13 protein-coding genes, 1 pseudogene and 1 other annotated feature are annotated in these 13,486 nt (G+C 42.4%); of the genes and pseudogenes, 3 read left to right on the top strand and 11 right to left on the bottom strand.

The window, feature by feature from the left end; all coding sequences use genetic code 11:
- Positions 1-286 (top strand): annotated as a pseudogene (locus tag OTG27_RS26095) (NAD(P)/FAD-dependent oxidoreductase); the annotation flags it as partial.
- 112 nt (positions 287-398) lie between these two features.
- Here OTG27_RS26095 and hxlB read toward each other — a convergent pair.
- From hxlB to OTG27_RS26065, 6 genes are all read right to left on the bottom strand, one after another.
- Positions 399-950, bottom strand: coding sequence for a 6-phospho-3-hexuloisomerase (hxlB, locus tag OTG27_RS26090; protein WP_268938557.1), 552 nt, complete (start codon positions 948-950; stop codon positions 399-401).
- Positions 947-1,579, bottom strand: a complete 633-nt coding sequence (hxlA, locus tag OTG27_RS26085; protein WP_268938556.1) for a 3-hexulose-6-phosphate synthase — start codon at positions 1,577-1,579, stop codon at positions 947-949. Before hxlA ends, hxlB begins: the two co-directional genes overlap by 4 nt.
- Positions 1,576-2,859 carry an MFS transporter gene (locus OTG27_RS26080; protein WP_268938555.1) on the bottom strand — a complete coding sequence of 428 codons (1,284 nt, stop codon included), beginning with the start codon at positions 2,857-2,859 and terminating at the stop codon, positions 1,576-1,578. The genes hxlA and OTG27_RS26080 overlap by 4 nt, the downstream gene beginning before the upstream one ends.
- Positions 2,841-3,812 carry a sugar kinase gene (locus tag OTG27_RS26075; protein WP_106028579.1) on the bottom strand — a complete coding sequence of 324 codons (972 nt, stop codon included), beginning with the start codon at positions 3,810-3,812 and terminating at the stop codon, positions 2,841-2,843. Before OTG27_RS26075 ends, OTG27_RS26080 begins: the two co-directional genes overlap by 19 nt.
- A complete protein-coding gene (locus OTG27_RS26070) occupies positions 3,799-4,569 on the bottom strand; it encodes a sugar phosphate isomerase/epimerase family protein (protein ID WP_268938554.1) in 771 nt (256 codons plus the stop codon). Before OTG27_RS26070 ends, OTG27_RS26075 begins: the two co-directional genes overlap by 14 nt.
- Positions 4,570-4,641: 72 nt before the next feature.
- Complete coding sequence (locus OTG27_RS26065) at positions 4,642-5,679, bottom strand: LacI family DNA-binding transcriptional regulator (protein WP_098866303.1); 1,038 nt, start codon at positions 5,677-5,679, stop codon at positions 4,642-4,644.
- Positions 5,680-5,905: 226 nt separating this feature from the next.
- Here OTG27_RS26065 and OTG27_RS26060 point away from each other — a divergent pair, with 226 nt between their 5' ends.
- Positions 5,906-6,325 (top strand): hypothetical protein, encoded by a 420-nt coding sequence (locus tag OTG27_RS26060; protein ID WP_268938553.1) that lies wholly within the window; start codon positions 5,906-5,908, stop codon positions 6,323-6,325.
- Positions 6,326-6,409: 84 nt separating this feature from the next.
- Here the strand turns inward: OTG27_RS26060 and argS are convergent, their stop codons facing one another.
- The 4 genes from argS to OTG27_RS26040 all read right to left on the bottom strand — a co-directional run bounded on the left by argS (position 6,410) and on the right by OTG27_RS26040 (position 10,857).
- A complete protein-coding gene (gene argS, locus OTG27_RS26055) occupies positions 6,410-8,089 on the bottom strand; it encodes an arginine--tRNA ligase (RefSeq protein ID WP_374941290.1) in 1,680 nt (559 codons plus the stop codon).
- A 34-nt stretch (positions 8,090-8,123) separates the two neighbouring features.
- Positions 8,124-8,342 (bottom strand) — a binding site (T-box leader).
- A gap of 67 nt (positions 8,343-8,409) precedes the next feature.
- Positions 8,410-8,952, bottom strand: a complete 543-nt coding sequence (locus OTG27_RS26050; protein WP_268938551.1) for a response regulator — start codon at positions 8,950-8,952, stop codon at positions 8,410-8,412.
- Positions 8,953-9,045: 93 nt separating this feature from the next.
- Positions 9,046-10,077 carry a Delta(5) desaturase DesA gene (gene desA, locus OTG27_RS26045; protein WP_057276415.1) on the bottom strand — a complete coding sequence of 344 codons (1,032 nt, stop codon included), beginning with the start codon at positions 10,075-10,077 and terminating at the stop codon, positions 9,046-9,048.
- A gap of 270 nt (positions 10,078-10,347) precedes the next feature.
- Positions 10,348-10,857, bottom strand: a complete 510-nt coding sequence (locus tag OTG27_RS26040; protein WP_268938550.1) for a DinB family protein — start codon at positions 10,855-10,857, stop codon at positions 10,348-10,350.
- A gap of 270 nt (positions 10,858-11,127) precedes the next feature.
- Here OTG27_RS26040 and OTG27_RS26035 point away from each other — a divergent pair, with 270 nt between their 5' ends.
- Positions 11,128-12,537, top strand: coding sequence for a LysM peptidoglycan-binding domain-containing protein (locus tag OTG27_RS26035; RefSeq protein WP_268938549.1), 1,410 nt, complete (start codon positions 11,128-11,130; stop codon positions 12,535-12,537).
- Positions 12,538-12,560: 23 nt separating this feature from the next.
- Here OTG27_RS26035 and OTG27_RS26030 read toward each other — a convergent pair whose 3' ends face one another.
- Positions 12,561-13,457: a DMT family transporter gene (locus OTG27_RS26030; protein ID WP_268938548.1), complete on the bottom strand. Its 897-nt coding sequence runs from the start codon at positions 13,455-13,457 to the stop codon at positions 12,561-12,563.
- Positions 13,458-13,486 lie beyond the last annotated feature (29 nt).

Raw genomic sequence — 13,486 nt, 5'->3', positions numbered from 1 at the left:
TTTCCCTCCAGAAGGCGGCCGTCCATATGCTCCTACTGCACAAAATGCTTGGCAAATGGGTGAGCTTGTTGGATACAACCTATATGCAGCATTTGAAGGCAAGAAACTTGAGGAATTCTCACCTGTAAACTCAGGTACACTTGCGAGCCTTGGCCGTAAGGATGCAGTGGCAACCGTTGGGGCCAATAACACGTCCCTTAAAGGCCTTCCGGCTACATTGATGAAAGAAGCAAGTAATGTTCGCTACCTATCACACATCAAAGCCCTATTCAGCCTAGCTTATTAATTCATGATCACCGTGACATGTTCACGGTGCATGCCCTTTATTCCCGTTTGGGAGTAAGGGCATTTTTCATATCAAAAAAGGCGGGCACCCGCTGAAAGGGTCCCGCCATATTTCACTCTACATTACTATGTTTGGAATAAGTAAGCTCGTGGCTGATGGACTCGGTTAATGAATAGTCCAAGCATACTGCATCACATAAAACATGTACACATTGATCAAACAAAGAACTTAACGGCTGTACGCTTTTCGTTTCATGTTCCAAGCGATTTTTCGTTGCTGCCGGTATCACCAAGACCTCATGAGAGACATTCGCCAATTCCGATTGGTCATTCGTCGTGATCGAAAACACCTTGCATCCCACTTCCCTGCCTTTTGCGGCAACTGATATCACACTTTTGGTCGAGCCGCTCCCGCTAATGGCTATGATCAGATCGCCTTTCGAAATAGAAGGAGTAATCGTTTCCCCGACTGCATAGACGTTTAAGCCAAGGTGCATCAATCTCATCGCAAAGGCTTTGGCCATGAAGCCCGATCTGCCTTCACCAACGATGAAGATCCTGGTGTCGGTCCGTAAATTTTTTAGGAGTACATCCGTTACCCCTCCGTCCATTTTGTGAAATACACCTTTCATTTCTTCTAAAATAACCCCAATTTCCTTCTTCAAACTTCCTTCACACCTTTCTTTCCATTCACCGTTTCCTTAAATCGACGGGCAGCTTCTGCTGGATTCTTTGCTTTTGTAATCGCCGAGCCAATGATGATGACATCCAGCCCCTTACCGACCATTACAGGCAAGGACGAAAGAGTGATCCCTCCTGCTGCAGCCCTCATGGACCCAGCATGATTTCTCATATTGATCATGGCATGACCTGAATTCTCCTGGCTGTCCTTGCTTACATGCTCACAGAATATCGCCTGACGGTAAATCCGTAATTGCTCAAGCCGGGTATCGGATACATTCAATAAATCAATCATGATCTGCCCCTTGCATTCACGCGCTTTTTCCAGGCACTTTTGGATGGTTACATCCGATGCAGCCCCCATTACCGTAGCTATATCAGCCCCGCTTTGAAAGCAAAGATCCATTTCATAAGCCGCATTGTCCATCGTCTTCATGTCGGCAACGATTTTTTTATCCGGAAAGTGATTTTTCATTTCTTTGATGCTATTCACTCCGAACTCTTTAATCAGGGAAGTCCCCACCTCAATCCAATCAATCGAGGCTTCCACTCTTCGTGCCATTTCAATGGCTTCCTCCATATTCATGCGATCCAACGCCAGCTGTATTTTCATGACGAAGCCACCTTCATTTGCTTGACTGACGTAACCGCAGGCTTTTTAACCATCAATGTGAGTAACGCTGAAATCAATAAAGATCCCGCCATGAAAATATAGGATGCTCCAGGCCCGCCGGTCAATCCGTTTAAATATCCGACGAAATAAGCACCTACAAATGAGCCAAGCGCTCCCATGCTATTAATCAGGGCCATTGCTCCGCCTGCCACATTCCTTGGGAGAATTTCAGGAATGATGGCAAAGAACGGTCCATATGGCGCATACATCGCACCGCCTGCAATAACCAACAGGGCATATGAAAGCCAGAAATTCGATGTTCCGAGCATGAAAGACCCGAAGAATGCGATTGCCCCCACAAGCAGCGATGTCCAAACGAACGTTTTTCGATTCAATGTTTTATCCGAAAAATAGGATAGTGCCAGCATCGAAATGACCGCTAACAAATAAGGTCCGGCTGAAAGCCAGCCCGTTGCCACTATATCCATGCTCGATGCTTGTTTAATAATGGACGGCAGCCACATGACGAACCCATAAACCCCGATGCTCCACATGAAGTATTGGATACTGAGGACGATGACCTGCTTTGACTTAAAAGCTTCCCTATAATTTTTCACAGGTTTTAATGCAGCCTGTTCTTTCTGGAGGGTCGCTTCCATATCTTGCTTTTCCTGATCTGTAAGCCACTTGGCATCTTTGGGACGGTCATTGACGACCTTATACCAGATAAACGCCCACAGGACAGCCGGAAGTCCTTCAATGATGAACAGCCATCTCCAGTCGAATGCCTTCAATAGGTAGCCGGAAAGGATCGACATCCACAATACAGTAACTGGATTCCCCAGAATCAAAAAGGTGTTGGCCCGGGAGCGTTCTTCTTTTAGAAACCAGTGGCTTAAGAAGACGAGCATCGCGGGCATAACAGCGCTTTCAACAACACCAAGCAAGAAGCGAATCGGATAGAGCCATCCCACACTTGTCGCCATCCCCGTCAAGGTCGCCAGTCCTCCCCAGAGAATCAAGCTCCAAAAAATCAGGATTTTGGCACTTTTCTTTTCTGCGTAATGTGCACCTGGAACTTGAAAGAAGAAATAACCAAGGAAAAACAGCGCGGCCAGAAAGGAGGATACCCCGGCTGTGATATTAAGGTCTTCCCCCATTCCTCCCGCTACGCCAAACCCATAGTTGGCACGGTCGAGATAAGCGAGACTGTATGTGATGAACACTAAGGGGATCAATCTCATCCACCTTTTTCTCGAAGCTACTTGTAATTGAGACATGATTGAAGCACTCCTTTTTTCATAAAGTGTTCTAGCTCTTCCATATCAGGAAGGCCTTCGTGATCTCCGGAAGACATCACGGCCTTGGCCCCTATTGCATTTCCGCGTAAAACTGCTTCTTCATTCGATGCCCCTTCCAGTAAAGCACTGATTACCCCGACAGCAAACCCGTCTCCTGCCCCTACGGTATCCACGACTTCCGCTACGGTAAAACCCGGTACCTCCTTCCTTTCATCTTGGGTTGCAAAGTAGGCTCCTTCTTCCCCGAGTTTAATCACCACAAGCTTAACACCGAGTTCGAGGTAGTAACTGGCGATATCCTCTTTGTTGCTGTATCCTGTAAGAATTTCACCTTCCTGAATTCCGGGAAGCAGCCAATCCGCCTCCTCCGCAAACATATTGACGATGCTGATCATCTCCCTTTCATTCGGCCAGAGTGATGGACGCAGATTTGGATCGAATGAAACGGTTACACCCTTTTGTTTCAGATGTTTCAAGACTTGCCATGACAGATCTCTGAAACTGCCGGAAATGGCAGGAGGTATCCCCGTTAAATGCAGGTGCTGAGTTGAAGGGAGTTTCTCCAGGGGAAAGTCCTCCAGGGAAATCTTACTGGCGCTTGAATTCTTCCTAAAGTATTCAACGACCGGATCTCCTTGTTCGACTTTGGATTTTAACTGGAACCCAGTTGGATTGAATGGATCCATCAAAACATGGGAGACATCCACCCCCTCATTTGTGAGCGTTTTCATAATCATGCGCCCGAACGAATCATCGCCCACCTTGCTCATCCATGCAGTTTTAATCCCTAGCCTTGACAGGCCAATCGCTACATTGGTTTCGGCCCCTGCCACATAACGCTTATAACGCATGCAATCATCAAGGCTTCCCGAATCCTCAGCGATGAACATCGCCATTGCCTCTCCCATCGTCAGTACCTTAAGCTCGTTCATGGCTGACCTCCTGTTCCATTTTCATAAGTGAAATATAAGTCGCTGCATTTTCCAATGTTACCGGGAATTCAATCGCTACCGGACAAGCGCCATTAAACTTTTCCAATAACTCCATTACCTCAGGCAGCAGCGGCATCGATACCGGCTCAGTCACCCAACCCTCTTTCTCGCGTTTCACTTGCTTTAAATGAATATAGTCCACATATCCCGCTAAACCTTTCGCAGCTTCCATTGGAACTTCTTCTGTATACAGCCAATTGCCCGTATCAAATGTCAATCTTATCGGGATATCGAACTTTTCGGAGCAACTCAGGAAATGAGCGATCCGTTTTACGTTTCCACCGCCAAGCGTCTGATCATTCTCGATGGTGATTTTCATTTCACGGTTTTGCAGATTTTCCACCAAGGCTTCATTCATTCGAAACATATCTGTTTCAAAAAAATCGTAGTTTCCTAGAGGCATCTTCAGCAATTCCGCTCCCAATTCATCCGCTTCCCTTGCCAAGCGTTTAAAACCTATTTCATTCATTTGATGGTTCGAGCCGATCAGGAATTCAGGAGCGGAATAATAAATGTCCAAGTTAAGCTCCCTGCATAAGGCACCCAATTCTTCCAGAGAATCATCCGGCGTCAACAATTCTTTTCTGATTTCGATTCCATCAGCTCCAGCGGCTGCTACCAGTTTTATGATTTCAAGATGTCCGAGCGCTTGAAGCTTTTCGGCCGGTATTGAATTCATGCATACAAAGACTTTCATATTAATCCTCCTGACCCCAAAATGGTATCGGTACCATTTTGTGAGTTAATAAAGTCTTCAAGTTTAGAAGACTTATGATTTTTGTATAAATGGAGTCGTTTTCCTTATATTCAATTTCGCTTGATACGCCATTGTCTGCGCTGGGGAAGCCTGTCCATCAATGCGGCGCAGGATCATTTCCATAGCAGCGACCCCGATTTGGTATGTGGGCTGTTCAATCGTTGTAATGCCCGAATAAACGATGGTGCTCCAATCCGGATTATCAAATCCCATCATTGCTAAATCTTCCGGGACCGACAGTTTCTTTTCTTGTAAAAGTAGAATTAATTTTAATAGCACGACACTATTTGCCGTCAATATAGCTCTTGATACGCCTTTTGAGTCATCTAAAAAATGCTGGAGCTTGGACTCGACATCTTTTAAATCATCGACATTGACCTCATAAACATCACCTGAACTCGGATGGCTGTGGCTCATCAACGTTTGCTGAAAGGATAGCCGCCGCTCATGCCTGGTACTGACATTGCTGGCAGGTTCGCTGAAAAATGCAATTCGTTCATAATTTTGGCCAACCAAATAATTGACAGCTTGTGAAGTAGCCTGAAAATTATCCAATCCTACCGTATCGATTTCAAGATCTGGCACCTTCCGATCCAAAAGGATGATCGGGGTCTTTTGCTCTTGCATCTGTTTTAGCATGTCGTGATTACCGCCAGTCGTATGAATGATAAGCCCGTCGATGCGATGGGATAAAAGCATATCAAAATAGCCTCTTTCCTTCTCGGGGTTATTATCAGAATTGCAAATCATCAGATTATATCCATTCTGGCTGCATATATCCTCAGCCCCCCGAAGGATGGCCGTCGTATATGGATTGTTGATGTCCGCCACGATGATTCCAATCAAATAACTCTTATTGCTTTTGAGCCCTCTTGCCATCGTGTTTGGGCGGTACTCCATTTTGGTGATCGCCAGCTCGATTTTCTTACGGGTTTTGTCAGAGAGTTCATCAAATCTCCCCCCTAAATACCGGGAAACAGAGGTCTTTGAAACACCTGCTTCTCTAGCAACATCGTAAATTGTAACCTTTGCGTTTTCTTGTTTAACCATTACATTCATCCATTCGCGAATTTTGGAACCGGTTCCATTTTTATAAATATTAACACATTACCAATGAATGTCAATCCATTTTATTCAAATTCTTTTTCTTCCGCTGAAAATGCGTAGCTAAGCTGACAGCCCGTTGCTTTTTTCACCGCACTCCTTCATTTCCTATACTAAAATATATTAACTAAATTGTATAATATAAACAGTTACGGAGAGGGGAAGGCTTTTTTTGATGAAAAATAAATATTCAAAATGGTTACTCGTTGTAGTTATAGGTATGGGTGTTGCTATCGGAGGTTATTGGAATTATTCCAGTATTGCAATTGGAGGCACATCTGATAATGGTATGTGGAAAGCAAATTATAAGAAAAACTCTGATGAAACAGTTGGCGGATGGATTGGACATCTTCAACAGAAGTCTGGTGGCAAGGTCAAGATAAAAGAAGTAAGCTTTACTGATAATGGAAAAATAGTAGTGGAACATAAGGGATTTACAGAAGGAAAAAGTGAAGATGGCTCTGTTACAAAATTAAATCCGTTATCAACGGATTTTTTTATTTGGGTGATCCTCCAAAAAAAGAGCATGTGTACAAGCTGCATATTACATGGGAGAAAAAAGGACAGCCCAAGACAGATACTTTTCTTCTAAAATAAAAGAGCTTACGTTCATGCAAGGATATAGATAAATTATGGAGCCATTTTGAAACAAAATGGCTCCTTTTATAGACATGGATTACATTTTATTCGGCGTTGAAATGCCCAATAAACTTAGCGCATCCTTCAAAACGAGCGCAACGGAAAAAGCGAATGAGAGCTTCATTTGTTTCCATTCATCTTCCACTAAGATTTTCGAATGTGCATAATACTTATTGAATGCACGCGATACATGCAAGCTGAATTTCGCGATTTGTGATGGATCGGCTTGTTCAAATGATTTTTGGACAATGATCGGGTATTGCTCCAGCAGCTGGATGACTGGCCACGCATATTCGCCTAAAGCTTCATATTGGATCGCCTGCTCTTTAAAATCACCTTTTTCAAGCAAGGAGGAAATTCGCGCATATGTGTACTGTACATATGGGCCCGTTTCTCCCTCAAAATTCATCATTTGCTCTAATGAAAAATCAATATCGTTCATGCGGTTATTTTTTAAATCATTAAAGATTACCGCTCCGACACCGACTTGTCTTGCAACCAGTTCTTTCTGTTCAAGCGCTTGATTTTTTTCTTCAATATTGCGCTTTGCAGTTTCGATCGCCTCTGCCAATACATCCGCAAGCAGGACGACTTTCCCTTTACGGGTCGACATTTTCTTACCGTCTTTTAGCATCATGCCAAATGCTACGTGCTGTAAGTCTTTTGACCACTCATACCCCATTTTTTCAATGACGTTAAAGAGTTGTTTAAAGTGCAGGGATTGTTCATTTCCGACCACATAAAATGTTTTCTTTGCCTCATACTGTTTTTTGCGATACATGGCAGCAGCTAAATCACGTGTGGCATAAAGTGTCGCACCATCGGTTTTCGTAATCAAACAAGGCGGCATATCTTCCAATTGCACGACATAGGCACCTTCTGAAAGGGCAAGCAGGCCTTTTTCTTTTAGTTCCCCGACAACCGGATCCATTTTATCATTGTAAAATGCTTCGCCGGCATAGGAATCAAAACGGATGCCCAATAAATCATAAATCGTCTCGAATTCTTTTAAAGACGCATCCCTGAACCATTTCCACAATGCCCGTGCTTCCTCGTCCCCGTCTTCAAGCGACTTGAAGCTTGCGCGTGCTTGTTCATTCAATGATTCATCGGTTTCTGCTCTTTCATGGAACTTCACATAGATTTTCAATAATTCCTGAATCGGCGAAGCTTCGATTGCCTCTTTGTTTCCCCACAGCTTATACGCGACAATCAACTTACCGAATTGCGTGCCCCAATCTCCTAAATGATTGATACGCACGGCATTGTAGCCGTTTTTTTCGGCAATGTTGGCCAGTGCATTCCCTATGACCGTAGAGCGTAAGTGCCCCATGGAAAAAGGCTTGGCAATATTCGGGGAGGAATAATCAATCACGACATTTCCCTGTCCAGTCTGCATCGAACCATATTGATCCTTTTCCCTTAATATCGTTTGCAGCACGTTTTCCGTCACCATCTGTTGATTGACGAAGATATTCAGATAACCTCCCACTACGTTCACTTCTTGAATCAACGTACTGTTTAATTGTTGGGCTATTTCCGACGCAATCACCTGAGGCGATTTTTTGAATTTTTTCGCAAGAGTAAAGCACGGAAAGGCGATATCACCTAACTCCATCAATTTCGGCTTTTCCATTAATTTTTCTATTTCACTTGCTGGCATTTCATTGTTCAAAGCAGTTGAAATCAATTCTGCAATTGGTTTATTCATCGACATTTTCCCTCCTAAACAAAAAAGCCCCCGCCTCTAAATAAGAGACGAGAGCATGAATTCCCGTGGTACCACTCTAGTTGCCACAAATTGCGGCCACTTTCCATTGTTAACGAGGTGACTCCCCGATATTCCCTACTGAACGTTTCAAGAAATTTCTCCAAAGTGCGCTTCATTCATCCGACCTGCATTAGGCTCCCACCATCCCTAACTCGCTTTCCATTTCAAAATGAACTACTCTCTTCATCACAGAATTTTCAATATTATGATTTAATCCATCGTACACAATTTAAAAAAACGTGTCAACACAATTTAAGAAACAAATCCTAACCAGCCGGTAACTTCATTTTATCCTTGATCGTCGAAAAATACTTCCGTACTGTCCCAATTGTGCCGCTTTGATTGGACGGCTCAATATTGGATGGACCATCGGCTAACAGCCCTAACACTCCCATTTCCCGGCCATTATGGCTGGAAGGCCCATCAATAAGCTCTGGGGAGTATATTCGCTTGCCATCCATTATGCTGCGAATCGAGCAGGCTAACTCTTCACCCGGGTTATCCTTCAATAAATAACCACTTACATCAGCCTTTAATGCGAGTTGAAAATAACCAGTCCTTCGAAATGTCGTTAAAATGACCACTTTGCATTCAAATGACCTTAATGCCTCCGCTGCCTCAAGTCCGCTCATTACAGGCATCTCCATATCCATGATGCACACATCAGGCCGTAATTGGTGTACAAGAGCCATCGCTTCTTCTCCGTTACTGGTTTGCCCGACAATTTCTATATCTTCTTCAAGATTGAGTAGAGAACTTATTGCCTCTAATAGCATTTGCTGATTTTCTGCAATGACAATTCGAATCATTTTTAAGTTCTCTCCTTTATCGAGTTCCTTATATGAAGCAAAGACTCCCCAAATCCGAGGATTATTAAGGGAGTCTGGAATGATACATGAACGTTACAGTTCAGATTTCACTTGAGTGGGAACACTTTTTTTCGTTAAATATTTTATGTCCTTGAAACCGACGAAATTCTTGGATTCCTCATCCCATAAACGGAAACGGAGTGAGCGCAAGCTTGTCGCAAGAGTGATCGTCGGAACGTTCTCTAAAGGCTGCGTATTATTATGCGCCATTTCCAATTTATAGTTAGGCACCCTTGGACTTAAATGGTGAACATGATGGTAACCGATATTGCCGGTAAGGAACTGCATCAGTTTTGGAAGCTTATAAAAAGAACTTCCCTCCACTGCTGCCAATACATATTCCCACTCTTCATTTTCTTCAAAATAAGAGTCCTCGAATGTGTGCTGGACGTAAAACAGCCAAATGCCGATTGAACCGGAAATCATGAAAATGGAACCTTGTACCAGAAGGAACGACTGCCAGCCTACTGCCAGGCAAAGCAATGCCGCAAAAACGACGATTAATACATTCGTCAAATACGTATTATTTTTTTCCTTCTTTCTAGCACCTTTACGGTTAAATCTATTTTTAAGAAGGAAAACATAAATCGGCCCCAAACCAAACATGACCAATGGATTACGATAAAAACGATAAGCAAAACGAAGTTTAAACGGTGCAGCCAAATACTCATCTACCGTAAGGGTCCAAATATCACCTGTACCCCGCTTATCCAAATTACCGCTTGTTGCGTGATGCACTGAATGCTCATGTCCCCATTGATCAAACGGGAATAAAGTCAAAACACCCATGATCGTACCGACGATTCTATTCGCACGGCGGTCTTTGAAAAATGAATGATGCGTACAATCATGAAAAATGATGAATATTCTCGTCAAGAATCCTGCAGCAAACACAGCTGGGATTAAAGCTAACCAATAAGAAACGGAAAGACTTATATATGCTAGGTACCATAAAATGATGAACGGCCCCAAGGTATTGATGATCTGCCATATACTTTGCTTTGTCGTTGATTGTTCAAAAGGAGCAATTTGTTTTTTCAAGGATTTCGTATTTTGCAAGGTCATATTTCAATTGCACTTCCTTTTTTTTGTCGTTATCCATAGTATAAAGAATCCAACCTGATTTTATTAGTACCAGGTGTCATGACTAGAAGATGACAAATGTCATGTACAAGTCAATTCCAGTGACAAACATAAAAAAAAGGCCAACCAGGAAGAACCGGTTAACCTGTACACATATATAGGATTTCTTTATCTTCAAAATAACAGGCGGCCTTACTTTAAGAACAGGACTGTCAATGCTTACAGTCCCATCAGTAAGCAAATGAAGGCCCGTTACTCTCCTTTTAAAAATAAATAAAGACCATAATCCGTCGAAGTTGAGGCATAACCCATTTGGCGCAGCATGGCCGTGATATTGCCGCGATGATAGGTTCCATGATTCACGACATGCGGTACCAGTTCGGCTGCACTTGTTTTCATTTTTCCTCCAGCTGGATTCTCAATCATTAGAGGCTTATCTAAATTTTCCTTTTGGCCAAGCAGCGATTTGTACCGCTCGGACAACTCAATAAACATGGCCTCCATTTCCTCCAATTCCTTTGACTCCATTTGTTCCTTCCGTTGTTCAGCCAGCTCCAATGCATGTTTCATGCTTTTACCGGAAAAAACCTCCGCCCACCCCAGATCGGAAAGATATACATGGGCCATCACACTCGATATCGATGAAAACACACTTTGAACTTCCTGATGGTATACATCCTTTGGAAGCTCTTTTAAACGGTTGAAAATCTGAGTATTTGCCCATATGTTGTAATCATAAAACTGTAATGAAAAATTTGACATATAAACCCTCCCCTTCTACTTACAAATCACTTGTCCTTCTTACGGAATAATTCGTCCCACACGATGGTTAGAAATGCCTTTCCACAATGTACCTCTATTTATATGGCTATTCTCCATAGTAAACTAGTAAAGTTAAATTTTACAAAGGGGAATAAAATCATTGTGAAAAAATTCTTTGGGTGTTTTATTATGTTAAGCCTTCTTTGTATGTGTCTCTTTCCAACCAGTGGTCATTCATCAAGTAAAACCCAATCCATAGGTTTTGTTAAAGTGGACAATACAAAAGTTTTTAGTTCTCCTAAATTAGGTTCCACTCTATTAAAGACATTAAAGAAGGGCGAAGAGTTTCCTATCATTTCTTCTTCCGTTGGGGATTCCGCGGGGCCCATCATTCATAAAGTGAAGTCTGGAAACACACTATGGAAAATAGCAAATCAATATGGTGTTTCAGTAAGTGAACTGCAAAAAGTAAATAAATTAGTTTCTTCCGAAATAACTGTTGGCCAAAACCTGAAGATCCCTCAGAATTATAAGATCCATAAGGTCGTATCAGGCGATACACTGTGGAAGATTTCTACTAAATACAAGGTAACAACAAGTGATTTGACGAAATTAAATAACTTACATACGGTTACCCTTAAAGTGGGCCAAAAATTGAAGGTTCCGGATTATTACTACCAGGTTCAATTGCTTGGCGGAAAAAAGGGCTGGATAAAGAAATCCCAGCTTCAAAAAAAGGCGCAAAACCGTATCGTCATGGGCTGGAAGCATAACGGATCGAAAGAAAACGATACCCAGCAACTTAAACAACCGAATTTGAATGTAGTATCTCCCCGTTCTTATACGCTGACGGATACCGGTAATTACGTTTCCGTTTCTGTAGATACAAAATACATCCAAGCTGCCCATAAACAAGGAAAACAAGTTTGGCAGCTTATCGGGAATAAATTTGACCCTGTATTAACTGGTTCAGTACTAGGCAGTACCAAAAAACGCCAGAAATTAGTTTCAGCTTTACGCAATTCACTTGTTAAAACGAAAAGTGATGGAATAAATGTGGATTTCGAAAACATCGACCCAAAAAATAAGAAGGACTTTGTACTTTTCATAGGCGAACTAAAAAAGGCACTAAAACCGCATGGAATTAAAGTGTCTGTGGATGTCACCCGAGAAAATGAAGACCCTTTTTGGTCAAAAAGCCTGGATAGGAAAGCACTTGGCAAAATAGCGGACTTTATAATCATAATGGGTTATGACGAGCATTGGGGAGGGAGCCCGGTAGCCGGGTCCGTTTCCTCGTTACCTTGGATCAAAGAAGGAACCAAGCTTTTAATGAAAGAAGTACCTGCTCATAAGATCGTATTGGCTGTACCATTTTATACGAGAGAATGGGAAACCGATTTGTCGACCAAAAAAGTGAAAAGTCATGACCGTACCATGGCTGAGGTCAACAAAATCATTTCAACTGAAAAACTTAAAAAGGTATGGGATAAACAGACGCAACAAAATTACGTGGTGTACACTTCCAAAGGGAAAAAGCATCAAATTTGGATAGAAGATAAAAAATCGATGAAGCTCCGTATGGACCTGGTTAAACAAAATCATCTAGGCGGTGCAGCTGCTTGGTACATTGGATCAGAAACCCCTGACATTTGGGATGTTTATCAATTTAATCAATAGGTACATGCATAAAGGAAAAGGCCTCACATTGTGTGCGGCCTTTTTTGCATGACATCATTTTCAGTCGGTCCAGTCGTTTTAAGTGAATAGACCACCCCAATAAATATCAAGGAAATACCCAGAATTTGAATCCCGTCCGGTTTAAATCCTGAAAGCAGGATATCCAAAAGGATGGCAACTGCCGGATCGACAAAAATCATGAAAGATACTACATTTGTAGGCAAATGGCGAATACTATTAAAAAACAGCAAATACACGACGCCTGTATGGATGATGCCGGTAAGCACCGTATAAAACCATTCGGAAGATTTTAACGTTGTATATACGGAATAATCGACAAAAGGAATCAGTAATAGAAATCCAATGAACATTTGCAGAAATGTGGTCGCATATACACTGGTCTTTGTAATGCTCTTTCCTAAAAGCATGGTTGCCGCATAGAAAAAGGCAGCAATGATCCCATACATGATGCCCTCCCATTCAGGTGATGATGATCGAAATCCATCTGTTCCCATAATGAGTAATGTGCCAATGAAGCAAAGGGATATGGCCAAGATGGAGAATACATTCATTTTCTCCCTAAAAATGAAGCTCCCTATAATGAGTACAAGGATCGGCGCTAAATGATAAAGCGAAATGGCGATTGTCACCGATATCAGCTCAAAAGATTTAAAGAGGAATATCCAGTTTAACAAGTTGGCCACCGCGCAGAAAATGATGAGCATTACCTCCCTGCCATTCCATATTTCGTTCTTGAAATGTCCGGTAATCATCCAGGCTGCACATAAGAAAACGGCAGCACAAATGCAGCGAACAAAAACCAGTTCCAATGCAGGAAGTCCTGATAGTTCCGAAAAGAAACCGACAGAACCGAAGATTGTCATGGCTAGAGACAGTTGAAGAAGTGCTATTTTATTCATTTAATTTCCCCTCATGAAATTTCCATTTT

It is taken from the genome of Peribacillus sp. AS_2, assembly GCF_026891895.1.
GTDB lineage: Bacteria > Bacillota > Bacilli > Bacillales > DSM-1321 > Peribacillus > Peribacillus frigoritolerans.
This window is presented reverse-complemented; position numbering and strand designations above follow the sequence as displayed.